Annotated in this window: 23 protein-coding genes and 2 pseudogenes; 21 read left to right on the forward strand and 4 right to left on the reverse strand. The window is 37.2% G+C overall.

Annotation, left to right across the window (positions count from 1 at the left end):
- Positions 1-68 precede the first annotated feature (68 nt).
- From A9479_RS12110 to A9479_RS12155, 11 genes and pseudogenes are all read left to right on the forward strand, one after another.
- Positions 69-572: pseudogene (locus A9479_RS12110) on the forward strand (paraslipin); the annotation flags it as partial.
- Between the two features lie 150 nt (positions 573-722).
- Positions 723-2147 carry a gamma-mobile-trio recombinase GmtY gene (gene gmtY / locus A9479_RS12115; protein WP_064663534.1) on the forward strand — a complete coding sequence of 475 codons (1425 nt, stop codon included), beginning with the start codon at positions 723-725 and terminating at the stop codon, positions 2145-2147.
- Positions 2148-2220: 73 nt separating this feature from the next.
- Positions 2221-5592, forward strand: coding sequence for a VPA1269 family protein (locus A9479_RS12120; protein WP_064663535.1), 3372 nt, complete (start codon positions 2221-2223; stop codon positions 5590-5592).
- A complete protein-coding gene (gmtX, locus tag A9479_RS12125) occupies positions 5592-6278 on the forward strand; it encodes a gamma-mobile-trio protein GmtX (RefSeq protein WP_064663536.1) in 687 nt (228 codons plus the stop codon). The genes A9479_RS12120 and gmtX overlap by 1 nt, the downstream gene beginning before the upstream one ends.
- Before the next feature lie 2 nt (positions 6279-6280).
- Positions 6281-6721, forward strand: coding sequence for a VPA1267 family protein (locus A9479_RS12130; RefSeq protein WP_231893564.1), 441 nt, complete (start codon positions 6281-6283; stop codon positions 6719-6721).
- Complete coding sequence (locus A9479_RS12135) at positions 6718-8916, forward strand: ATP-dependent RecD-like DNA helicase (RefSeq protein ID WP_064663537.1); 2199 nt, start codon at positions 6718-6720, stop codon at positions 8914-8916. The genes A9479_RS12130 and A9479_RS12135 overlap by 4 nt, the downstream gene beginning before the upstream one ends.
- Positions 8917-8985: 69 nt before the next feature.
- A complete protein-coding gene (locus tag A9479_RS12140; RefSeq protein WP_064663538.1) occupies positions 8986-9633 on the forward strand; it encodes a hypothetical protein in 648 nt (215 codons plus the stop codon).
- Positions 9630-10019 (forward strand): hypothetical protein, encoded by a 390-nt coding sequence (locus tag A9479_RS19855; RefSeq protein WP_064663539.1) that lies wholly within the window; start codon positions 9630-9632, stop codon positions 10017-10019. Before A9479_RS12140 ends, A9479_RS19855 begins: the two co-directional genes overlap by 4 nt.
- Before the next feature lie 34 nt (positions 10020-10053).
- Positions 10054-10272, forward strand: coding sequence for a hypothetical protein (locus tag A9479_RS12150; RefSeq protein WP_064663540.1), 219 nt, complete (start codon positions 10054-10056; stop codon positions 10270-10272).
- Between the two features lie 4 nt (positions 10273-10276).
- The gene (locus A9479_RS19860; protein ID WP_156520095.1) at positions 10277-10450 is read left to right on the forward strand and encodes a hypothetical protein; all 174 of its coding nucleotides are present in this window, start codon (positions 10277-10279) and stop codon (positions 10448-10450) included.
- Positions 10451-10484: 34 nt separating this feature from the next.
- Positions 10485-10667, forward strand: coding sequence for a hypothetical protein (locus tag A9479_RS12155; protein WP_064663541.1), 183 nt, complete (start codon positions 10485-10487; stop codon positions 10665-10667).
- Positions 10668-10848: 181 nt separating this feature from the next.
- On the opposite strand, the gene A9479_RS19960 is transcribed toward A9479_RS12155, so the two are convergent.
- Positions 10849-11013: a hypothetical protein gene (locus A9479_RS19960; protein ID WP_197487254.1), complete on the reverse strand. Its 165-nt coding sequence runs from the start codon at positions 11011-11013 to the stop codon at positions 10849-10851.
- 180 nt (positions 11014-11193) lie between these two features.
- Between A9479_RS19960 and A9479_RS12165 the strand changes: the two genes are divergently transcribed.
- The 8 genes from A9479_RS12165 to A9479_RS12200 are packed head-to-tail and all read left to right on the forward strand — an operon-like array spanning position 11194 to position 19464.
- Positions 11194-12759 (forward strand): type I restriction-modification system subunit M, encoded by a 1566-nt coding sequence (locus A9479_RS12165; RefSeq protein ID WP_064663543.1) that lies wholly within the window; start codon positions 11194-11196, stop codon positions 12757-12759.
- Positions 12749-14062: a restriction endonuclease subunit S gene (locus A9479_RS12170; protein WP_064663544.1), complete on the forward strand. Its 1314-nt coding sequence runs from the start codon at positions 12749-12751 to the stop codon at positions 14060-14062. The genes A9479_RS12165 and A9479_RS12170 overlap by 11 nt, the downstream gene beginning before the upstream one ends.
- A 36-nt stretch (positions 14063-14098) precedes the next feature.
- Positions 14099-17185: a type I restriction endonuclease subunit R gene (locus A9479_RS12175; protein WP_064663545.1), complete on the forward strand. Its 3087-nt coding sequence runs from the start codon at positions 14099-14101 to the stop codon at positions 17183-17185.
- A gap of 25 nt (positions 17186-17210) precedes the next feature.
- Complete coding sequence (locus A9479_RS12180) at positions 17211-17738, forward strand: toll/interleukin-1 receptor domain-containing protein (RefSeq protein ID WP_064663546.1); 528 nt, start codon at positions 17211-17213, stop codon at positions 17736-17738.
- 12 nt (positions 17739-17750) lie between these two features.
- On the forward strand, positions 17751-18236 hold the full coding sequence (locus A9479_RS12185; RefSeq protein WP_064663547.1) for a TIR domain-containing protein: 486 nt from the start codon (positions 17751-17753) through the stop codon (positions 18234-18236).
- A gap of 3 nt (positions 18237-18239) precedes the next feature.
- Positions 18240-18683, forward strand: a complete 444-nt coding sequence (locus A9479_RS12190; protein WP_064663548.1) for a hypothetical protein — start codon at positions 18240-18242, stop codon at positions 18681-18683.
- 26 nt (positions 18684-18709) lie between these two features.
- A complete protein-coding gene (locus tag A9479_RS20105) occupies positions 18710-18991 on the forward strand; it encodes a hypothetical protein (RefSeq protein WP_064663549.1) in 282 nt (93 codons plus the stop codon).
- Complete coding sequence (locus A9479_RS12200; RefSeq protein ID WP_064663550.1) at positions 18991-19464, forward strand: hypothetical protein; 474 nt, start codon at positions 18991-18993, stop codon at positions 19462-19464. The genes A9479_RS20105 and A9479_RS12200 overlap by 1 nt, the downstream gene beginning before the upstream one ends.
- On the opposite strand, the gene A9479_RS12205 is transcribed toward A9479_RS12200, so the two are convergent.
- Together A9479_RS12205 and A9479_RS12210 are read right to left on the reverse strand one after the other, a co-directional pair.
- Positions 19461-19811 carry a hypothetical protein gene (locus tag A9479_RS12205; RefSeq protein WP_064663551.1) on the reverse strand — a complete coding sequence of 117 codons (351 nt, stop codon included), beginning with the start codon at positions 19809-19811 and terminating at the stop codon, positions 19461-19463. The two genes, A9479_RS12200 and A9479_RS12205, sit on opposite strands and share 4 nt — an antisense overlap.
- A gap of 64 nt (positions 19812-19875) precedes the next feature.
- The gene (locus A9479_RS12210) at positions 19876-20526 is read right to left on the reverse strand and encodes a hypothetical protein (protein ID WP_064663552.1); all 651 of its coding nucleotides are present in this window, start codon (positions 20524-20526) and stop codon (positions 19876-19878) included.
- Between the two features lie 598 nt (positions 20527-21124).
- On the opposite strand from A9479_RS12210, the pseudogene A9479_RS12215 reads away from it, so the two are divergent.
- Together A9479_RS12215 and A9479_RS12220 are read left to right on the forward strand one after the other, a co-directional pair.
- Positions 21125-21574: pseudogene (locus A9479_RS12215) on the forward strand (band-7 C-terminal domain-containing protein); the annotation flags it as partial.
- Positions 21575-21591: 17 nt separating this feature from the next.
- Positions 21592-22044 (forward strand): NfeD family protein, encoded by a 453-nt coding sequence (locus tag A9479_RS12220; protein ID WP_036983833.1) that lies wholly within the window; start codon positions 21592-21594, stop codon positions 22042-22044.
- A 69-nt stretch (positions 22045-22113) separates the two neighbouring features.
- Here A9479_RS12220 and A9479_RS12225 read toward each other — a convergent pair whose 3' ends face one another.
- Positions 22114-22701 carry a cysteine hydrolase family protein gene (locus A9479_RS12225; protein ID WP_064663553.1) on the reverse strand — a complete coding sequence of 196 codons (588 nt, stop codon included), beginning with the start codon at positions 22699-22701 and terminating at the stop codon, positions 22114-22116.
- Positions 22702-22726 lie beyond the last annotated feature (25 nt).

The raw sequence follows: 22726 nt of genomic DNA on the forward strand, positions 1-22726 counted from the left end.
TGTAGCTTGTTGAAATTATAAACATCGTGCAGTTTTAGGACTGAACGTAATTAACAAGGAAAAACCCTATGGATCCCATCGCAGAAATTATAAATATTGTTTTTACTGTTGAAGCGTTTTTACTGATTTTTGTTTTAGTGCTGCTAAAGAGTAGCGTTAAATTTGTACCACAAAACCGTGCATGGCTGATTGAGCGTTTTGGTAAATACCAATCAACCAAAGAAGCGGGCTTAAATTTTATTGTTCCCTTTATTGATCGGATTGCTGCCGACCGTAGCTTAAAAGAGCAAGCCCAAGATGTCCCCTCACAGTCAGCTATTACCAAAGACAATATTTCGTTATCTGTTGATGGTGTACTGTACTTTCGTGTGCTTGACCCATACAAAGCCACTTATGGGGTTGACGATTACGTATTTGCAGTAACGCAGCTATCACAAACCACCATGCGTTCTGAACTGGGTAAAATGGAGCTTGATAAAACCTTTGAAGAACGTGATGTCCTCAATACTAATATCGTAACCTCTATCAACCAAGCAGCTGAGCCCTGGGGTATCCAGGTTTTACGTTACGAAAATGTATACCCCTAAATATAGATACCACTTCACATATAATCTAATCAAATTACTCTTATCTTCTACTCGCAGACTATTAAAAATAAAATTTGAACCTCAGTTGAAACCCCCTATAATATACCACATTACCACTTTGTAATGAGGTTATAAATGCCAAACTTGACACAAATTATGAATATTGCAGCCTCAAACTTGGAGCCATTTCATGCCCGTGTTGTGGTAACTTCTGCTGGCATTTTTCCTGCTCATATTAATTATCTAATTAAGCATAGAAAGAAATCTCAAAGCTGGTTAAGTAAGTCATCGTCTTCGATTGTAAAGCTACTTGATTTTGCGGAAGCACATGAAGGAGTGTATCGAAATTCTCGTGTAATGTTTGAAGCTTTTGCTGAAATCTTGCCTGATGGAACGATAGATGAAAATGGATATGACCCTCTTGGCCTTTATTGGGAGCCGATTACAGCAGAACATGCTAATTCAATAATTGAACATATCACCAAGTTTTCTGACTTTGTTTATAATCAAACTGGTGATGAAAATCTTCTACTTAACCCCCCAGTAGAAGCATCTAAAAGTGAACGCTTAATGTCCCTTGCAGCATATCACCATAAAAAAAACAATTCGTTTCTCTCTCATACTTGGAATGATCAAGAAGCAAATGAAAAAGCTAAATCATCAAGACTGATAAAAAGATATAAAACATCTCAAGTTCAAAAAGAAACCAAGGTTACAGAAGAGTTCGTGGCGAATGATCTTATATGCAATGGTTTCTGGCGATACAAGCATAAGCGGGATCATGCATCATTCTTAAATGTTAAGAATGTTTTAATATCAATGCTCATTCATTATGCGGGGTTAAGAATCAGTGAACCTTTCCATATTTTTATTTCAGATATTTCATTTGATCCTGTAGATAAAGATCGCGTCAATATCAAAATTCAAGACCCTGATGTTGGAAAAGCCCCTGAATATTGGCGAAAGCAGCCGGGTAATAAACACGATAATATTAAGACATACTTAAAGAAGAAATATGGTCTTAAACCACGCACCCAGCTTAAAGATCAACAATTCGCAGGATACAAATCTAAAGGCATGACAATAGAAGTAGAAATGTTTCCAACCGCTATTTGGCAGTGGTTCACAGTTCTTCTTAACTACTATATATCTCATCAGAGAAAAACTGATCCATTATACCCTCATCCCTACCTGTTCACTGATGAAAAAGGCCATCCAGCTACTATAAAGCAGTATCGTAAAGCTCGTGAAAAGTCTCTAATCAAACTTGGTCATGACCCATCTAAATATTCGGGCAACAACCCTCACGGAGGGCGACATAGGTATGGTACAGAGCTAACAAGAGCGGATATAAATGAGATCTTGATTACAAGAGCCATGCACCATAAAAGTCGCACCTCAAAGGACAGATACACGGAAGAAGAGCAAAAAAGGAAGGTAGCAGAAGCTTTATTGGAAGCGGAAAAAAGGCGAAATGAAGGTAGTGATAATCATCATGTCAACACTGATGACTTTATAAATGAGTTTAACTACATGAACGAAGTGTTCAAAAGTAATTGATAGAAGAATTCTATCGACCTTCACTTTCAAATGAATATTTAGAATCTCTACGAAGTAGATAAAGGAGATCAAGATGGGAAGAAAAAAAGATTTTTACAGTTATGAAGAATTAATGGAGCTAGTGCATGATGATAATATTCTTAGTTTAAGAAAGTACGCAGTATGGCAAAAAGACAAACCTAAAGCACCATCAAGTCCGTGGCGTTATTACCCAGAGTTCAACCATAAGATTTTTTTTAATAAGACAATAAAATGGACTTATTCTGAATTAATGGAAGAAATCCATAATGATAAGATTGCTAATTTAGAAGAATACGCAGCATGGCAAAAAGACAAACCTAAAGCGCCATCAAACCCTTGGATTTATTACTCTGAATACGACAATGAGAAGTTTTTTAACAAGGAAGGATATTGGACTTATTCTGAACTAATGGAAAAAGTTCATCATGAAAATATTGGTGACTTAAGTGAATACGCAGTATGGCAAAAAGACAAACCTAAAGCGCCATCAAATCCTCGCCTGTATTACACTGAATACGACAATGAGAAGTTTTTTAACAAGGAAGGATATTGGACTTATTATGAATTATTGAAAAAAGTTCATAAAGATAACATTACTGGTGTTAAAAAGTATGCAACGTGGAAAGTAGGGAAGCTTAGAGCGCCCGAAAAACCTTGGGTTTATTATGATGAATATGAGAGTCTGGAATTTTTCCCAAAAGAGCTTACAGTTGATGACTTCATAGAGCTTATGGTGAACAAAGGAATCACTAAGAAAGTTGAATATGATGAGACAATCGTTCACATATCCCCTAACTACCCAAAAGATCCAGTAAAGCACTTTGATTGCAAAAGTTTTGCTGAATTAATTAAGTTTGAATATTTTGACTTGATTAAAACGGTTGAATATATCAATAAACATCGAATTAAAAATTCATCACAATATATTAAACATGCTAAAAGACATCCATATTTACGCGCTCACCCCAATAAAATAGAAGGTTTTGTAGGTGAGTTACATTATTGGAAGCCAAAAGACTTTGATATCTTTCTTGGCGATCACCCAGAGTATATTAGTTGGGTTGATACAGCTAAAGAGCTTTTAGAAAAAGGCTCTAATATAGCGAAAAGAACCAAACTTATTGAAAAGTTTCTTCAATGGCTTACAAAAAACAATGTTCCCACTGAACCTTTTAAGTTTTTTCATGTTGAATCGAAATTTCCAAATCTTTCGAATTTTATAGGGACTCTTTCTAAGCAAGAACAGTCCAACAATACCGTAAACATTATTAATGAATATCTACATAAATTGTTAAAAGAATATTGCACAGATGAAGGGGAAAACGGGGAAATTGAGTGGCTCCCTGAATTTCGTAACCCTTACGCCAATTATTCTTTGGACGGAGAGGTGCCAGCAAATAAACCGAATGAAACTGTAAAGCCTATTATCCCTTTTGCTTATGTGGAGAAAGGACGTAAGTTTCTTTGCCCAGACGAAGCAAATACATTTTCTGATTTGAAAGATGCTATTGATATTTATCACGCTGACTACTTTGAAGTTGATGAATCTCAAATTGACAAAGATGATCCTAATTGCGTGTGGCGTACACGTGAGATTAGCCATAGAAAACTAGGACGCAAGAAACAAATAATTTATGAAATGTGGTCGCCAGTACGCACTATTGCAATGCTCACACTGTTTGAGCTAACTATACGTGGTCAACAAATAATGTGGAATGATTCAGGGGAAGCAGACTCCCATTTGCCTTACATTGAAAATAATCAAATAGTTTGGAAAGAAAACCCAAACCCATTGGCGGGTACATTCAAAAATCCGCAAGGCTTTATTAAACAATATGATAAAGACAGCGCAGGTTTTTACTGCACGACCAATAAAACAAAGAACGGTGAAGGAGGTTACTCTGCTCCGTACATGCCTCTACATTTGGCAAAATGGCTTATTCAATTAAGGGAATGGCAAATTAAGTACAACCCTATTGAAACCCCTGCCAATTGGTCAAATAGTTTTATTCCGAAATCTAGTTATGTAAATAAATCTAGAATTAAACGAAGAGGTTACGAAGGTAAACAATGCTTCCTTTTTCGTGATCCATCTGCAAAAGACAAAAAACTGCGCTCCTTGCCTATAAGCGCAAGGGTTTTAAAAAATGGTTTGCCAATATTACTATATTTCGTTCAAGACAACCGTTTAAAGTTATCTGAATATGCGGGAGAAGTTGATGGTAAAGCTGATGTAGAAAGGACTCTGAATCGTTACAGTTCTGATTATACTCCCCATTCATTACGCGCAAGTCTTATTACTGCTTATTTGGTTGACCATAACCTATCACCTACATTAGTTGCTAAACTGGTTGGTCACGCTAGCGTTGTTATGACGATTTACTATTCAAAAGTCACTGCTCCTAAAATGCGAAGAGCCTTTGAAAAAGCTGAACTTGAAGCGATAGCGAATGGTGAGCGCTCTATTCAAGATGCAATTTTTGAACAAAAATTCAAAGATTTAATTCCAAAATACGTGGATAACGAAAGTGGTTTGTTATTAAAGAGCATTGAAGATTTTAATGGCAGTTCAGTGATAGATAAAGGCATTGGATTATGTCCTGTCGGTGGTCAAAGCTGTCATGAAGGCGGTGAAAAGGTAGCTGAAAAAGCAAGCTATCGTCTTCCTGTTCCAACATCTTTAGTAATAGGTAAAACAAATTGTGTACGCTGTCGCTTTTTCATGACATCACCTATTCATTTGAGCAGTCTGAAATCCCTTTCTGATGCGCTAACCCTAAAAATCAATGATGCCAAAGAACGTATTGATACTGTCAGTGAAGAGCTTGAAGATTTAAAGGACTTACGTGACGAATGTGAAATGGCTGGTGAGCGATTTGAGAAAGCGTTTGAGTTATCAAGATTGCAATCGGTTTATGAAACAGCAGTATCAGAATTAGACTCTGCAATGTCAGATGTTATTGCTACATATCGCTTAGCTGACGCAGCGATTCAACTTCTAAACAGTGGCTCTAATGACGGTAATGATAACAATCTTCCGATAGTTCTAAATGACTCAATTTTATCTGTAGATTTACGTGAAGTTTCTAAGTTCGAACATTTGCATGAAGTCTGTCAAAACGCAGATGTGTATCTGTTCTCCGACTCCAAACATGCCGTTATAGAACGCTCTCAAAAGATTGATAAGTTGCTATCTGACAATGATATTAATTCGAAATTTTTCACCTTGTCACTCGAACAACAGCAGAAGCTCGGCAATTACATGGTAACGGATTTGGTTAATAAACTCGGTGGTTGGGAGCAGCTAGATAATGTTGCAGAGCAAAGAAATATGCTTCGTGATTATCTTAATCTATCAGAGCTTAAGCAGATAACTACTGAAGCAAATAAGCTATCAAATAATATAAGAATTGGAGCAGCATAATGACAGACCAAAGTGACATTGAAGAGTTATATCAAAACCTTTTGTCTGATTGTACACGCCAAGATACAAGGACTAAGTTGGAAAAACTGAAAGAGATTTTGGATGAGCAAGTTGAAAATAAAGTAAAAGACTTTAGCTTACCGTATGTCGCTGAATTAGCGACTCAGCGCGGAGGACCAGCGTATCAATCTATCGTAAATAAAGCTGGCAAACGATACAAAACACTCTTTGATAAGTACGTTGAGGTATATGGGGTCAAACGTCAAAAGTTGGTTGTTAAATCAGAAGATAGCTGGATTGATGAAATTACAGATACAGCTTCTCAATACAAAGTTAAGCGTCTTCAGGCCGACCTCAAAAAGCTGAAACGTGAGCATGATATGTTGAAAAACCTTCAGTCAGACATTGTAATTGAAGTACCTAATTATGATGCTTCAAATGACCTTGAACTTATCAATAATCAAAAGGAAGAAACTAAAGGATTACCCACGTTATTAACTTCTGAAATTGAGACATTAAATCAGCTTTTAGATGAAAAACACCTTAGTCGAAAAGGGCTTCATTACAACAAAAAAGGAGCGTTATTCATTACAACTGAGCTTGACGGGGAAATTCAAATATCAGACAGAAAGCTTAAAAGTGCCATTGAAAAAGTGTTAACTGTTCTTAATGTAAAGGATAGCTAGCCATGACCACTGGTATGAACGGACAACAGCTAAAAGAGTACTATTTCAACGCTTTTGAATCTTGGAAACAGACTCTATCAGATGATGATTTCAGGCAAATAATATATCGAGGCCAGCTTTCTCGTAAAGATATGGCTAAAGCAATAGGCTCTCAGACTGCCGTTTTTCGTCAAAACCCATTAGTAAAAGAATCCCTTAAGAACCTAGAAGAAGACTTAAGAGAGCGCGGAATACTGCCTCTTTTAAGTCCTTCAACAGAAAAAAACTCTGACAATCCAAAAGAACACAAGACCAAAAGGAATGATGTTGATGCTAAGCACTTGTCAGAGCTAGAAGCTGAAAACCTTGAACTAAAAGCAAGAGTTTCAGCGCTTGAGTCTCAACTTCAGCGATATACAGAGTTATCCGAAGCAATGGCAGATATGGGATTTATGCCACGATGATTGAAGCAATACATGAAGAGCATTTGCGAGTAACAAGCATCAAATACAGTACACCTAATTATGCCATTTTCTGCGGTGTACCAATTGATAAAAAATCATTTAGCATTAACGATGGTAAATATTATGTGACCATTAAATCCTCTGCTGAGTTACTTCCAGTTTCACCAGCTTTAGGGCAACACTGGAAAGTGACTGGACCTAGAAAAATTCAAGAGCAGGATAATGATGGATACGTCATTCAAGAGCATGTCTACAAATCTTTTGAGCATATTGAATGTAGCTTGCCTTCATCTAATGAAGAACTGATTAATTTCATTGCAAATGAAAAAGAGTTTCAAGGTATTGGCCCTGATAAAGCTAGAAAGCTCTGTATAGCGCTGGGGAGGGATTTTCACAAGATTCTATCCAATGATAACTTGAAATCGAGAGAGCAGCTCAGAGAGCGATTTAGGAAGTCTAATCAAAGTGAACTAACCGAGCATTCTATCAATATTTTATTCTCAGGATACGCAAAATATAAAAATCTCGCCCACTGCAACTGGATGTCCGATCATAAAATCCCAAGGAAAATTCAACATCGTTTACTCAAATATCATGATGAAAAAGCGATTACAGCGATAAAGAAAAATCCTTATATCCTTGTATCATTTGGTATGACATTTCAAGAGGTTGATCATCTTGTCTCAAATAGTAACTTCAAATCTGAAATAACAGATTACGATCACAGAAGACTTAGTGCCGCACTCGAATTTGCATTAAGAAAAAGAATCAAGGCTGGCGATACGTTTACGACTCAAAAAGAGCTTAGACCTACTCTTATGAGGCTGTTTAACGATGACAAAGAGTTAGTGTCAGCAACCTTTAGAGCCGGATACAGCAATGCTCAATATGTCTTAAACCCAGAGGCTGGCTACTATCATCCTACCGCTCAGCTTCTCATGGAGAACGTTGTTGCTAAAAGACTCAAGCTGTTAGCAAAAGAAAATAATCTCTATGACGAAAATGCAAATAATGCATATTGCTCTGCTGTTGACGAAATACCTTACCCATTAACCAAAATGCAATCTGAAGCGATCACCGCATGTCTTGATAATGCAGTGAGTTGCATTACTGGCGGAGCTGGGACGGGAAAAACCACTGTATTAAGAGCAGTGCTTAGAGCTTATCATCAGTTAGACTTTGATATACATGCAGTAGCGCTATCTGGCAGAGCCGCTATGCGACTTCACGAATCTATTGGTTTTGAAACTTCAACAATTGCAAAATTTTTATACAGCACACCAATTCAAACCGATTTAGCATCACAAAAACATGTTCTCGTAATTGATGAAGCGTCAATGATTGATATACCAACAATGTATCGTATCGTAACCCATATTGCACCCAGTGTTCGCATTATTTTTACGGGTGATCCCGATCAATTGCCGCCCATTGGAGCTGGTAAAGTATTAGCTGATATTGTTGATTCTGAGGCGATAGCAAATACAAAATTAGACATCCCGAAACGTCAGGAAGCAAGCACTGGAATACCAGAGTATTCAGTATTAATAAACCAAGGAATTGTCCCAGAAAATTTGAGTGTTGGTGGTATATATTTTCATGAAACACAAGACAAAGATATTATTGATGCCTGTAGTGAATTATTCGCACAAGCCCCTTTTGATAGTCGTATTATCGCACCTCAAAAAGCACTAGTTAAAGAGATTAATGACAAGGTTCAGGAATTTGTTAATCCAGACGCAGACCTATTGCAAGTCAATTTAAGTGGTCAATTTCAATTCGTAAAATTTAGACGTAATGATGAGATCATGTTTGATAAGAACCATTACGATAAAGGCATCAGGAACGGTACACTGGGCACTTTAACAAGCGTTCAATCACAAGATGGATATTACGGTGAAGTTACACTAGACACTAATAGTCAAATTAAAATAGATGACACTATTTTTGAATGCATGAATCTGGGGTATGCGATAACGTTGCATAAAGCTCAGGGTTCACAATTTAAAAGAGTCATTATTGCATTGCCTAGTATTGGAACCGTTGCAGACAGGGCTTGGCTTTATACGGCAATCACACGTGCTGAGGCGGAAGTTCACATTGTTTGCACTTCAGATGTATTCAAGAATCACGTAAAAGAGCCAAGTAAGTCACACTCCAGAAATAGCTATCTTTTAAATCTGTTAAAAAATTAAATTGTTGTTACTTGGTAACAATAAATAATGGACTATAATGCTTTTGTAAATTTCAAAAAAGGAATACTCATGAGTAGTAGCAAACGTGGTCGCCCATCACGCCAGATGAGTGAAGATAAAATCATCCAGATTGTAATGGATTTTTATCGTAATCCAGATTATTTCAGAAAGTTATTTGGCTTGTTAGATACTTATCAAGAAGAAGAATTCTTCACTTCTTTTCTAATTGATATGCATAAAAAGCTTTCGGGAAAAACCGCTAATAAGACCAATTTCTTAAAGAGCGCTACAGATTTAGATCAAAAAATAGAATCCATTAAAGATTCGTCTAAGAATGACTCAGAAGCTCAAGAGATGATTGAAAATTTCAAAGGTGATATACCTGTTATAAAAGACGAAGACATCGAAGAATTTCAATCAGTCATCAACAAGATTCCAGATCGACTTTGGAAGCGATATAACAGTCGTTTAAGGCAGCAGTCGTACAAAAAAAATAATCGTTGGTCGAGGCAAATTGAATTTAGAGAGGATGCTTATCTAGAACTTAAAGTCCTGAAGGACTCTTTAAATGCTAAGACATGGAATGACTTGCCATTTCAATTAGAAAATGATTACAAATTAATACGAAGCATCTGTGATTCATTGCAAGTTAGTAATCTTAATGCTGCGTCAATGAAAATAAATGAAATGCTACAACTGCGGAGTAATAAAAAGTGATAAATTTTGAAGACGAAGAATGCTCTGCTTGTCACAATAAACATATTGACACCCGAACAGAAATTATTACTCCGCCCTTAGATAGTAAGCCCGGTCACATCAGAAAAGCTATCTTCTTTCGCTGTGAAGGTCACATTAATTGTGATACCGATGAAATGGAGTATTTAAGCTTACTGAAATCAATGAATGTGAAAGTAGATGATTTACAGTTTGATACATGTCCGTCACCACACGATACTGTTGGCAGCGCAAGAAAAGGTGTGGCTGTAATTCACAAGTCAACAGGCACAACTGTTAGCTACAATAATGAAAAGTATCAGTCGTTTAATAAGATTAGAGCGATTCAAAAGCTTAAATCTGAACTGAATAGTTTAAGTGTAAATTAACGTTACCATGTAACAAAAAATAATTTGAGTAATTATGAAAACTGTTAAAGCTGGTGATAAAAGCAAAGCAATATGTCATGAATGCCAATGTGTTGTTGAGACTACATTTATGATACGTGACGTAGCACTAAGTGATAATTCAGCTATAGTAGAGAATCTACTAGTAGCTGTTTGCAATAATTGTGATGCAGTTGTCGCTTTGCCGCAGCAATCGGCTGAAAAAGTAAATGAAACTATTAATAAAGTGAGTTAATTATATGGCTAGAAGAGATAGAGAAGATTTAAAAAATAAGTCACTTTCGTCAGTAGTAATGCCACGACTTCCTGAAGAGTTAGAAGAATTGGAGCTAGGTGAAACAACTATTGTGGATGGTAAAGTATTTATGCGTGTTGATGTTGAGATTGATAGTAGTGAGAAAAAGATAAATTAAACGTTACCAGCTAACATTAATAGAGGGAGGACACATGCAGACCTTAGATGTTAAAAATGTGGAAGATGATTTTGATGACACGCTATCTAAAATACACGATGGGCATGTTCAAATTGTAGAAGATGGTAAACGTGTTGCTGTTATGATTTCTGCTGAAGAGTATAAAGAAACTATAAAGTTTTTGAATAGTCATAACATTAGCACAGGCTTTCAATAACAATTAACGTTAGGTGGTAACATTAAATGTTATTATCATTCCTCGCTTGGCCTTTGGAGCCAAGCTTCAATTTTGCTATGGATTTTATACAGCCCTAGCCATTAATTGAATTTATTCATACTTATAAAAGTTTCTGAATTGAAATTATTGTTACCACGTAACATTTAATTCCGAGATAGTTTTACTCTTTATCTGTACTCGACTTTAAATTTGGAAAGTCTTGCTTAACCTTTTCTTCAAACCACTCTTTTAAAGTCTTGCCCTGCATCTTTATTGCTTTATGCAATTGCTCTTTTAGTTCAGGGTCAATTTCGACAACTACGCGACCTGATTTACCAACAGCCATAATAAGATTTCCAATATTATTAATTTTATTAAATACATTTTCTATGTTACATAACATTACTTGACATAACAAGCTTAATTTTGTAATGTAATTGGCAGTAAAAAAGAATTTAAGTTACTGTGACTTAATAAGATTAAATCGGATTTAATGTCATAGCACAAACAAAAGGTAAAGTTTCTTATGGTAAAAAATATAGGCGGTAAAGATTTCTTCGAAATGCTCTGGCAATCAGCCGTTAAACTGCGCGGTGCATTAGAACCGGGCGAATACAAGCACCCCGTTTTAGGTCTTCTTTTCTTAAAATACGTTTCAGATTCTTTCGTTGAAATGCAAGAAAACTTAAAGCAGTGGACAGCAGATCCAAATAATGAAGATTATTACGAAGAAGATGAAGAAGACCGTCTAGCCATCATTAATGATCGTGATGAATACAACGCTGAAAACGTATTTTGGGTCCCTGAAAATGCTCGCTGGGAACATGTCGCCAAGCAAGCTAAAGATACCAACATTGCTAAAATTCTTGATGAAGCTATGGGTGAAATCGAAAAAGCAAATCCTAAGGTAAAGGGCTTATTATACAGAGGTTTCAGTCTATTAAAGCTTCCTCCTGCCAAATTCGGTGAGTTAATCGAGTTATTCTCAAAAATTGGCTTCAACAGCAAAGATCACAAAGCGGCTGACGTGCTAGGTCAAGCTTACGAGTACTTTTTAGGTAAGTTTGCATTAGCAGAAGGTAAAGGCGCTGGTGCGTTCTATACCGTTGACTCAATCGTGAAAGTACTTGTTGAGATAGTCGCACCACATAAAGGCCAGTTATATGAGCCAGCTATCGGTTCGGCTGGTATGGTTGTATGGTCTGAAAAGTTCATGGAATCGCATGGTGGTCAACGCGGTGATATTTCAGTATACGGTCAGGAATACACACACACCACTTGGAAGCTGGCTGCGATGAACTTGATCATCCGTGGTATCGACTTCGACTTAGGCGAATCAAACGGTGATACCCTTCTAAACGACTTACACAAAGATTTAAGAGCCGATTATTGTATGGCGAATCCACCGTTCAACCAAGATGATTGGGGCGCGGAGAAAGTTCGTGGCGATGTTCGTTGGAAATATGGTGAGCCATCTAACGGCAATGCCAACTATGCATGGATTCAACATATGATCCACCATTTAAATGATACTGGTAAAGCGGGTATCGTTATGGCTAATGGCGCTATGACTTCTAACAATAACAATGAAAACGTTATTCGTGCTGGTATCGTAGAAGATGATTTAGTTGAGTGTATGGTCGCTTTGCCGCCAAAACTTTTTATTAATACTCAGATCCCATCATGCTTATTCTTCTTAAATAAAAATAAGAAGCATAAAGGCAAAACACTATTCATTGATGCACGACACAAAGGTCGGTTGGAAACGGCAGCACAACGCGTTTTTGATGATAGTGATATTAAGGATATTGCAGAAACCTACCATGCGTGGGCTGAAACAGGAGAAACTGATAAAACCTACGAATGCATTCCGGGTTTTTGTAAAGCTGTAGATAAATCAGAAATTGCAGCTCAAGGTTATAACTTATCACCGGGCCGTTATGTCGGTGCTGCTGAAGTTGAAGAAGATGAAGCCGAATTTGAAGAAGAAATGGCATTATTAACAGAAGCTTTGTCTGGTCAAATAGTTAAGTCAGTTAAACTTGATGTTGAGATTAAAGCCTCTTTGAAGGAGGTTGGGTATGATGTATGAAGTCCCCCTGCGACCCTTAAGTGATTGTGGAAAAATTATCACAGGGAAAACTCCTTCATCCAAGGTAGATGGAGCCTTTGGTGCTGGAACTTTATTTGTAACGCCTAGAGACTTAGACTCAAGAAAATATGTAACCTCAACTGAACGAGAACTTAGTTCTGTTGGTGTTGATTCTGTTAAAAAGAATGTTGTTCCAGCTAATTCAGTACTTGTTTCTTGCATAGGCTCAGACATGGGGAAGGTCGCGCTGATAAAATCTGACGCTGTTACAAATCAACAAATTAACTCGATTATAGTAGATACCGAAAATCATAATCCAGAATATGTTTATTATGCGCTTCTACCTTTAAAAAATGAGTTGAAGAATGCAGCAGGCGGCACCACGATGCCAATTTTGAATAAAACAGATTTTGGCAAATTCGAAATTCCTTTGCCTGAGTTAGAAGCTCAAAATGAGATAGTCAGAATAATTACTTGTCTTGATTCTAAAATCTCCAACAACACCGCCATGAACGCCACATTAGAAAAGATCGCCCAACGCATCTTTAAATCATGGTTTGTTGATTTCGATCCTGTTAAAGCAAACGCAGAAGGTTTACCTTTTGACGGGCTTTCACCTGAAATACAAGCTTTGTTCCCAAATGAGTTTGAAGAGTCGGAGTTGGGGATGATTCCGAAGGGGTGGGAGGTTGATACCTTGCAATCACAAATTGACATTCTTAACGGGTATGCCTTTAAAAGTAAAGATTATTCAAATGAAGGGATTTTTGTTTTAAGAACAAAAAACTTTGAATCAGGCATTGTTAAAAAAAGAGCAGACGATGTACTTTTACCAAATGAATTTTCCATGAGTCATGAAAAATATCTTTGTAAGCCTTTTGATTACCACCTTGTTATGGTTGGTGCCAGCATTGGTGACAGAGGATTAATATTTGAGCATCAACTTCCAGCATTAAGAAATCAGAACATGTGGTGTTTTCGAGCCAAGTCCGAGTCCATTTTATCTCAATATTATATTAAATATTTACTTGATAGTTTGGTTGAATCAAGACTAGGTATGGCTTCAGGGAGCGCCAGAGAGTTTTTTAGAAAATCCGACTTCGGTGAAATAAAAACCGTTTTTCCAGATGAAAAATTATTAAATAAGTACAATGAGACTATTAAGCCAATACTTGAAAGAATTAGTACTAATGAAGCACAAATAGAAACATTAACTAAAATCCGAGATAAACTACTACCACGTTTAATCTCAGGTAAGATCACAATCCAAAAAGCAGAGGAACTACTCGAAGAAGCGAGTTAATGCACAGGGAAATAAAAAGAATAATAAGGTGTAAAAATGGTAAACGAAGATCAATTAGAAACAGAATGCATGGAGTGGTTTGATAGTATCGGCTATCAAACCCTTCATGGCTCTAAAATAGACCCAGCAAGTGCATCACCAGAGCGTGATTCGCTTAGTGAAGTCATGCTATTAGGCAGACTAAGAAAAGCAATAGAAGACATTAACTCAGGGATACCTGAGTCGGCTCGTGAGGATGCCATAACGAAGTTAAGGCAGTATCACGCCAATACTGCTGTTGCTAACAAAACATTTCATCGTCAATTAATCGAAGGCATTCAGGTTGAATATCATAATGACAAAGGCGAACTTGTTGGTGATCGCGTTTACCTCATTGACTTCAAAAACAAACATAAAAACGACTGGTTAGCTGTTCAGCAATACTCTGTCGATGGTGTAACTCACGGTGAAAAAGATAACCGCAGACCTGATATAGTGGTATTCATTAATGGCTTACCCATATCAGTAATCGAGCTTAAGAATCCAAAAGACGAAGATGCTGATGTATGGGCAGCGTATAACCAGCTTCAAACGTACAAGAACACGATTAAAGATCTCTTTGTATGTAACGAGGCGATGATCATCTCTGATGGCACAGTGGCCCGTATAGGCTCTCTAACGGCAGATCGTGAACGATTCATGCACTGGCGTACTATTGATGGTTCAAAAGACGATACAGAGACCATGCTAGAGCTTGAAGTAATGATCCGTGGTTTCTTTGATAAAGATTTACTGCTCGATTACCTTCAATTCTTCGTTACCTATGAAGCAACGAAAGACTCATTTATTAAAAAACAAGCTGGCTATCACCAATTCCACGGTGTTCGAGATGCAGTAGTAAATACGGTAAAGGCAACAAGACCTGATGGCGATCAGCGTTGTGGTGTTTTCTGGCATACGCAAGGCTCTGGTAAATCATTATCAATGGTGTATTACAGTGCGAAGCTAATGGCTACGCCTGAACTAGAAAACCCTACTATCGTTATCGTTACTGATAGAAACGACCTCGATGACCAGCTTTTTGAAACCTTCTTAGCAAGTGAAGATTTATTAAGGCAAAAGCCTATTCAGTGTATGGATAGAGACGATATCCATCTGCATCTAAATAATAAGCCAGCGGGTGGTATTTTCTTCACCACAATGCAGAAGTTTCAACCAAAGAAAGGTGAAACGGAATTTAAGGCATTGTCAAATCGCCATAATATTATTGTTGGTGCTGATGAAGCGCATCGTTCTCAATACGGTATGAAAGCGAGAGTTGACCAAAAAACAGGTCAAATGAAATACGGCTATGCCCATCACCTTCGTACTGCTTTACCTAATGCTGGCTTTATTGGTTTTACAGGCACGCCAATAGAAACAGAAGATAAAGATACTCAGCATGTATTCGGTTCTTACGTTTCAATTTACGATATCGAACAAGCACAAAAAGATGAAGCAACCAAGCCGTTATATTACGAAAGCCGCTTAATTAAGATAGATCTTAGTTCACTAGTGAATGAAGAAGATATCGAAGATGAAGTTTATGATGCGACAGATGGATATGATGAATTTGATCAAAGCCGCTTGAAGTCAAAAAATGCTGCGCTCGAAGCCCTAGTTACTGAAGATAAACGAATTGAGACATTAGCAGCAGACTTTATTCAGCATTTCGAAAAGCGTGAGCAAGTTATGCTCAGTAAAGGAATGATGGTTTGCATCAGTCGTGAAGCGTGTGTGAAAGTTTATGATGCCATAAGAAAACTTCGTCCAGATTGGCATGATGACGATCCACTTAAAGGTTCAATGAAAGTGATTATGACGGGAAGCTCGTCTGATAAAGAGTCCTTCCAAAAGCATATTCATAAAAAGCCTATTCAGCGCAAAATCGCAGAGCGAGTACGTGATCCTGATAGTGATCTGAAGCTAATTATTGTTTGTGACATGTGGCTAACCGGGTTTGATGCACCTTGCCTTAATACCATGTATATCGACAAGCCACTTAAAGGCCACAACCTCATGCAGTCTATTGCTCGTGTTAATCGAGTATTTAGGGATAAAGAAGGCGGTCTAATTGTTGATTATCTTGGTATTGCAGAAGACCTTAAAAATGCATTAGCAAATTATACGGCTAATGATGGTAAAGGCAGACCAACAGTAGATATTGACGAAGCAATGTCAGTATTTAAAACGAAACTAGATGTATGCCGTAGCATTATGCATGGTTTTGACTACTCCGATTTCGAGAAAAGTACGCTCAAGTTATTAGCTGGGGCGATGAACCATGTTCTTAAAGGTGATGATGGTAAGAAACGCTTTGACCGGGCTGCCTTGGCTTTAAGCAAGGCTTTTAGCTTGTGCAGTACACATGATGAAGCGAATGATTACAAAGAAGAAGTCGCTTTTTTTGAAACGGTTAGAGCAGCAATAAAAAAATCAACTATGGCTAAGAAAAAGCTCGATGCAGATACCGTCCAACACGCCTTGAGACAGGTTGTGTCTAAAGCTATTGTGACGGGTGAAGTTGTTGATGTATTTAAATCTGCTGGGCTTAACAAGCCTGAAATCAGTATTTTAGATGATCAATTCTTAGACGACGTTAAGAAAATGGAGCATAAGAATTTAGCCGTTGAAATGCTGCAAAAGCTTATTGAAGACGAGATAAGAGTCAGAACAGCCAAGAATGCAGCTAGCCAAAGATCGTTCATGGATATGTTGTCAGCTTCTGTCGCTAAATATAAAAACAAAGCAGTGCATACAAGCCAAGTAATTGAAGAGCTGATTAGGTTGGCTAAAGAGCTTAGGGAATCAGCAGACCGAGGTGAAGAAATTGGGTTAACGAAAGAAGAATTAGCCTTCTATGATGCACTCCTTGAAAATGAAACGACTAAGGAAGCAATGAAGGACGAAGATATCGTTTTAATTGCTAAAGCACTAGTTCAAGAAATTAGAAGTAGTTCGCAGCCGGATTGGGAAAAGCGTCCTAATCTTCGCTCAAAAATGCGTAGAAATATTAAAAAAATTCTTAAGCGCACAGGCTATCCGCCTGATCAACAAGCCGAAGCTGTTGAGGCGATATTAAGACAGGCAGAGGTGATGGCTTAGGCTCGTATTGAAAGGATGCAAAACGATGACAATAAAAATTAGAGAGCTTAAACAGGCAGCCAAGCGGTCAGGTAGTGTTGCTATTGCAAAATCGTTTAACGAAGCTTCAGACAAGAAGTTAAAAACTGCGTTTTTATGCCATAGTCATCTTGATCAAGAATTAGCAAAAGGACTTCAAATTTTTCTTAAGGAACAGGGCTTAGAGCTTTACATAGACTGGGAGGATTCAACTATGCCGAGCGAACCGAACAAAGCTACGGCAGATCAAATAAAAAATAAAATTAATGAAAGTGATTTATTTTTATTTTTAGCAACTAACAACTCAACGCGTTCTCGTTGGTGTCCGTGGGAGATTGGAGTTGCTGATCAGTTAAAGGGTTATGAAAACATAATAATTGTCCCCACAATGGAAGATAACGGCAGTTGGTATGGGAATGAATATCTTCAATTATATAAGCGCTTAGATGAAGGTAGACATCAACTGACTGGACTAGACAAGGTTGGCGTTTTCGAGGCCGGGACAGATTCAGGGAAATGGATTAAATATTTATAAAGGGCAATTAACATGGCGAAAATACCAGTATTTTACAGTTTTCATTTTAATAATGACGTAATGCGCGTTCAACAAGTTAGGAATATAGGTTCAATTGAAGGGAACTCGCCAACCACTCCTAATGAATGGGAGCGATTAAAAAGAACGGGTGACAGTGCAGTCAAAACTTGGATTGACAATAACATGAAATACAAACGCTGTGTCATTGTTCTGATAGGTTCCGATACATCTACACGCCCTTGGGTTGAGTATGAAATCAAAAAAGCTTGGGCGGACGGCAAAGCATTACTAGGTATTTATATTCACAATCTCAGATGTCCAAGAACTGGTACATCGAGGAAGGGGGCTAATCCTTTTGACAATTTTACTTTCAACGATGGAAGTCGATTATCTTCTGTAATTCCTTGTTATGATCCAAGTCCTATCACTGCATACGCTGATATTGCAGCCAATATTAGTGGATGGATAAATTCAGCTATTGCGAATAAAAGGAATTAATACATGCCTGATGAATATATCAACATAGAACCAGAATCAGTATCAATTCAGGCTCATCTAAATATTATACAAAATGTGATTCAAAGAATGTCTGCCAATAGTGGCAGTTGTAAGGCTTGGTGCGTTACTCTAGTGTCAGCAGTGTTAGTAATTGTAGCTGATAAAGGAAAGCCAGAATATGCATGGATAGCATTACTCCCTACCTTTGTATTTGGTGCATTGGATGCTTACTACTTAGCTTTAGAAAAAGCGTTTAGAAATTCGTACAACGAATTTATTTCAAAAGTGCATAAAAAAAAGCTTAAAGAGGCTGATCTATTTTCAGTAAACCCTTCTGGCGATATGAATAAGTTACAAATAGAGGCATGTAAATCTTTTTCAGTATGGGGGTTCTACTTGTCATTGATTGCTCTAATAGCGATAACTAAGATGGTAGCGCTGGGGTAACTCTTTATTTAGATTGGAGGTATTGGATGAACCCTGAAAAATATAGCAGAACAATAAGATTAATGTGCCCAACGTGTGGATGTCCTGATTTTTCATATGATGAAGGTGTAGACGAAACAATTCAGATAATGACTTGTGCTTCATGCGAGAGAGCATTTAATAAAGATGAGCTAATCCACGAGAATAGCGAAAATATTGACGAACACCTTTCAGAAATAAAGAAAGAGGTTACTAAAGATTTCACTGACGAAATTCGTAAATCGCTTAAAAAAGCATTCTCTGGTAACAAAAATATAAGGTTCAAGTGATGTCTTTGACGATTGATGCTGGAGATATTATTGCTGGTTTGGCATTTTTGTTATCAAGTTATGCAACTTGGCAAACAGTTAGCTTTAACAAGAAACAAAAAACGCTTGTTGAAAGCCAAGAAAAGCTTAATAACCTACTTTTGGAAAAAGAAAATGAAGATGCAGTAAGAGAAAAAAGAGCTGACCTAGGGACATCTTTCATTAAATTGGGCAGCAGTAAATATCGTTTAAAAATATGGAACAAAGGCTCTGCTACAGCTAGAAATGTAAAAATTGAATTTCCAGAAGGAAATGATGTAATTGTTGATTCTGAACTTAATGATAAGTTTCCAATGGAAAGTCTAGAGAAGCACCAATCAGTCGAATTGATCGCCTCTGTTCATGCGCAGACAAAACGTAAACATGTTGTTCGCCTCATATGGGAAGACGATGCTCAACATCATAACGAAAAGTTGTCATATCCTACGCTTTAAGTGCAGATTTTCAATTCAATTGATTTGGGAAACTTTTTTAGCAGCAACAATACTAACTCTCGTTGAAAATACTGATATTTGTCTTCAATTTTTAGATTTGTAATCTTATGAAGGTGCTTTTTGTATGTGTACCGAGTAATTCTTTCTATATGTAAATCTTCAAAAACATAAATTTTGTCAGACCAGTTTAGTAACTCTTCAGTGCAAAGAGTTGTGCCAGCTTTATCAACATATTTTTTGCTCAAACCAGCCGATTTGTAGTTATTGCTAGTGTTGATGGCTTGAAATAATTCTTGTGCTGTTTTGCTACGCTGAACATTAGCAGTGCATAGAAATAATATGTTCAACTAACGTCCTTCAAAATGTTCATTGAATTCATTTTTAGTTACCTAGTAACAATAAATGGTATATTTAGGAGATATCGATTTTCTTCATTTCATCACATGACAAAATAGCGAAATTATATTTATACCCATCGTCTAAGTTTATTTTTTCCCACAGCGCGAAGTGTACTTGCTGCATATCTGGATTATGAGCTAAGTGATAAGCTGGACAAAGAGACCAATCATCTTGTTTATTTACAGAAACAACTATTTTATTGCTTAGATGAGCTACCAAGTTTATTCGCTCTTTTACTTGCCCATTTGCATTAGAGCCAGTTGCGAATAAAACGAAACAATCATCACGGATAGTTTCAATTAGCATCAAAAGCATTTTAACGCGTGACGGTATAGTCCAGTCCAAATTAATAATACCGCCCTTGACTAAATTAAGTTCATCCAAAGAAACAACTCTTTCTATTCGACTGCCATAGATTTCTTGAATGAATTTAGGAGTTGCTTGAAAAGGCTGTTCATTAACAATGAATACTTTTTTGTCGGTCGGGATTTTACTTATTATTTCATTTATTAAATGCAGCTCGTTAGATCCCTTAGTATTACCGATGACTGTGTAAGCCTTGGCATTTCGGGGCATTTTCAAAGTGTAATCTGGCTCGGGAAATGATCTAAATTCTTTGTTCAACTCTTCAATAGATTGAACTGGTAATTGATTTTCTGTCATATTTCGATCTAATTATTTTGAAACTATAACTCAATACTAACCTACTGATTTTAAATGTAAATAATACACAATGAGCATCATTTTACCGTGAGAAATGAGTAGCGAATAGTTAACTGCATATTTATAAAGGATTTATAATGCGTAATTGTGAATTAGTGTTCACAACGCTGACCAAAAATTTTTGCACTTAAATTATTGTTATCTGGTAACGATAATTAAAGTTACAATAACGATCTCAGTAGAACTTGTATACGCAATGCGTAAGGGATAAATTGGGTTTATAAATAGACGTATGGATGCGTCTACTGCACAGTGGTGAATATTTTTATTAAATAACCTTGCTAAACCTTTAAATTGCAAAGCTACTATGACTTGTTGGAACAAGTCACACTCAAAAGGTATGTTTAACACTGAGATTAAATTCAGGGATGAATGTATATCGCAGAAGGGATTCTGCGCAAAGAAAAGTTAAACTGGTAATCAAAGTGGTATATTACCAGATCGGAGTTTTATATAGAGGTGTTGGAAAGTGTTAGTTTTACTGAATTACTCACTCACTCACTCGTTAGTTGGTAAAAAATAGGGGGTTACTTTGAATATAAAAGACATTGTACCACCACAATCCGTGATGGAAGCGATGGAAGCGCAAATGAAAGCCGAACGTGTTAAACGTGCGCAAATTTTAGAATCAGAGGGTGATCGTCAAGCAAACATCAATGTTGCCGAGGGTAAAAAACAGGCTCAAGTTTTAGGTGCTGAAGGTGAAAAAGCTGAACAAATCTTGCGCGCAGAGGGTGAAGCTAAAGCTATTATTGCTGTTGCAGAAGCGCAAGCTGATGCGCTGCGTAAAGTAGGTGAAGCTGCAGATACTGAGCAAGGCCAAAAAGCGATTCAACTCGATTTAGCAACCAAAGCCATTGCCGCTAAAGAAGCTATTGCGAAAGAGTCGTCTGTTGTTTTATTACCCGATAGCGCCACTGATGCAAGCTCATTAGTTGCACAAGGCATGTCAATTATTAACTCACTAAATCAAAAGCAAAAACTTTAATCTGTTGAGGATAAATAATGACGCTTATTACTAACAACTTACCTGAAGCACTGATGATTTTAGGTGTGCTTGCGCTCATTATCGAAGTGGCTGTGTTAGGTATGTCTACCTTTATATTATTATTTTTAGGTATGTCTTTGTTTACTAGCGGTTTAATGATGAACTTTAACTTGTTAGATGACTCTTTAACTACCGCATTGTGGAGTAACACACTTATTACAGCTGGGTTTGCGCTATTTTTATGGAAACCATTAAAGCGTATGCAAAACAATGTGGACAAAAAAGGTGTACAAAGCGACTTTGCTGAGCTTGATTTTGTTTTAGCTGACGATGTTGATGAAAACGGTCTCACAATGCATCTTTACTCTGGAATTAGTTGGAAGTTAAAAAGTAAACAGCCACTTTCTGCAGGTACACATGTTAAGGTCGTAAAAAAAGAAGTAGGCACTATGTGGGTTGAAGCCATTTAGCCAACTAGAATCACATTAGATTTTAAGGGCTGTAATATCACTATTACTGCCCTTAAAATTTTTTATTTATTAGCTTAAGTCATCAGCACTTGGGATAACCACGCCATATAAGTCATTAATGGTTGCTAAGGCACTTTTATGTAGATCAGATGCCAACACATCACCCACTGAAGTTTGTAATGACCTTGTAGCGCATGCGTCAGCGACTACCGTTGCGTGGTTACCTCTTAAAAATGCACCTTGCGCTGTAAATGTCACACACATGTGGGTCATAAACCCAACAATGATCAATTTATTATTACCAATTACATCTACTTGTTCGCCTAAGTCTGTTCCTACAAAACTATCGGGAGCTGTTTTAACGATAACTTTTTCATCCGCAATTGGCGCGACACTTGAGTGTATTTGGCCTATTTCGGCATTAATATCGTAAGGCGAGCCTTCACCACCATCATGCATAATATGAATAATTTTAGAACCAGCAGCACGTGCATCAGCCAGTAAAATTGCCGCATTATTAAGAGCATCTTGCCACCCTTCTAACTCCATAACACCTTGTGTATAAGTATTTTGATAATCAACAAATATAAGTGTGGTGTTTTTAAGTGAAGCGGGTGTTGAGTCAAGCCCATTAAGTTCACGAAGTGTCGTCGTCATAATTTATCCTTTAATACCGAGTTAA

The sequence above is a fragment of the Pseudoalteromonas sp. MQS005 genome, assembly GCF_001661605.1.
GTDB lineage: Bacteria > Pseudomonadota > Gammaproteobacteria > Enterobacterales > Alteromonadaceae > Pseudoalteromonas > Pseudoalteromonas tetraodonis.

Bases quoted from the DNA above. Each gene is read 5' to 3' on its own strand.
- gmtY (WP_064663534.1), top strand. From the start codon at position 723: ATGCCAAACTTGACACAAATTATGAATATTGCAGCCTCAAACTTGGAG.
- A9479_RS12120 (WP_064663535.1), top strand. From the start codon at position 2,221: ATGGGAAGAAAAAAAGATTTTTACAGTTATGAAGAATTAATGGAGCTA.
- gmtX (WP_064663536.1), top strand. From the start codon at position 5,592: ATGACAGACCAAAGTGACATTGAAGAGTTATATCAAAACCTTTTGTCT.
- A9479_RS12130 (WP_231893564.1), top strand. From the start codon at position 6,281: ATGACCACTGGTATGAACGGACAACAGCTAAAAGAGTACTATTTCAAC.
- A9479_RS12135 (WP_064663537.1), top strand. From the start codon at position 6,718: ATGATTGAAGCAATACATGAAGAGCATTTGCGAGTAACAAGCATCAAA.
- A9479_RS12140 (WP_064663538.1), top strand. From the start codon at position 8,986: ATGAGTAGTAGCAAACGTGGTCGCCCATCACGCCAGATGAGTGAAGAT.
- A9479_RS12150 (WP_064663540.1), top strand. From the start codon at position 10,054: ATGAAAACTGTTAAAGCTGGTGATAAAAGCAAAGCAATATGTCATGAA.
- A9479_RS19860 (WP_156520095.1), top strand. From the start codon at position 10,277: ATGGCTAGAAGAGATAGAGAAGATTTAAAAAATAAGTCACTTTCGTCA.
- A9479_RS12155 (WP_064663541.1), top strand. From the start codon at position 10,485: ATGCAGACCTTAGATGTTAAAAATGTGGAAGATGATTTTGATGACACG.
- A9479_RS19960 (WP_197487254.1), bottom strand. From the start codon at position 11,013: ATGGCTGTTGGTAAATCAGGTCGCGTAGTTGTCGAAATTGACCCTGAA.
- A9479_RS12165 (WP_064663543.1), top strand. From the start codon at position 11,194: ATGGTAAAAAATATAGGCGGTAAAGATTTCTTCGAAATGCTCTGGCAA.
- A9479_RS12170 (WP_064663544.1), top strand. From the start codon at position 12,749: ATGATGTATGAAGTCCCCCTGCGACCCTTAAGTGATTGTGGAAAAATT.
- A9479_RS12175 (WP_064663545.1), top strand. From the start codon at position 14,099: ATGGTAAACGAAGATCAATTAGAAACAGAATGCATGGAGTGGTTTGAT.
- A9479_RS12180 (WP_064663546.1), top strand. From the start codon at position 17,211: ATGACAATAAAAATTAGAGAGCTTAAACAGGCAGCCAAGCGGTCAGGT.
- A9479_RS12185 (WP_064663547.1), top strand. From the start codon at position 17,751: ATGGCGAAAATACCAGTATTTTACAGTTTTCATTTTAATAATGACGTA.
- A9479_RS12190 (WP_064663548.1), top strand. From the start codon at position 18,240: ATGCCTGATGAATATATCAACATAGAACCAGAATCAGTATCAATTCAG.
- A9479_RS20105 (WP_064663549.1), top strand. From the start codon at position 18,710: ATGAACCCTGAAAAATATAGCAGAACAATAAGATTAATGTGCCCAACG.
- A9479_RS12200 (WP_064663550.1), top strand. From the start codon at position 18,991: ATGTCTTTGACGATTGATGCTGGAGATATTATTGCTGGTTTGGCATTT.
- A9479_RS12210 (WP_064663552.1), bottom strand. From the start codon at position 20,526: ATGACAGAAAATCAATTACCAGTTCAATCTATTGAAGAGTTGAACAAA.
- A9479_RS12220 (WP_036983833.1), top strand. From the start codon at position 21,592: ATGACGCTTATTACTAACAACTTACCTGAAGCACTGATGATTTTAGGT.
- A9479_RS12225 (WP_064663553.1), bottom strand. From the start codon at position 22,701: ATGACGACGACACTTCGTGAACTTAATGGGCTTGACTCAACACCCGCT.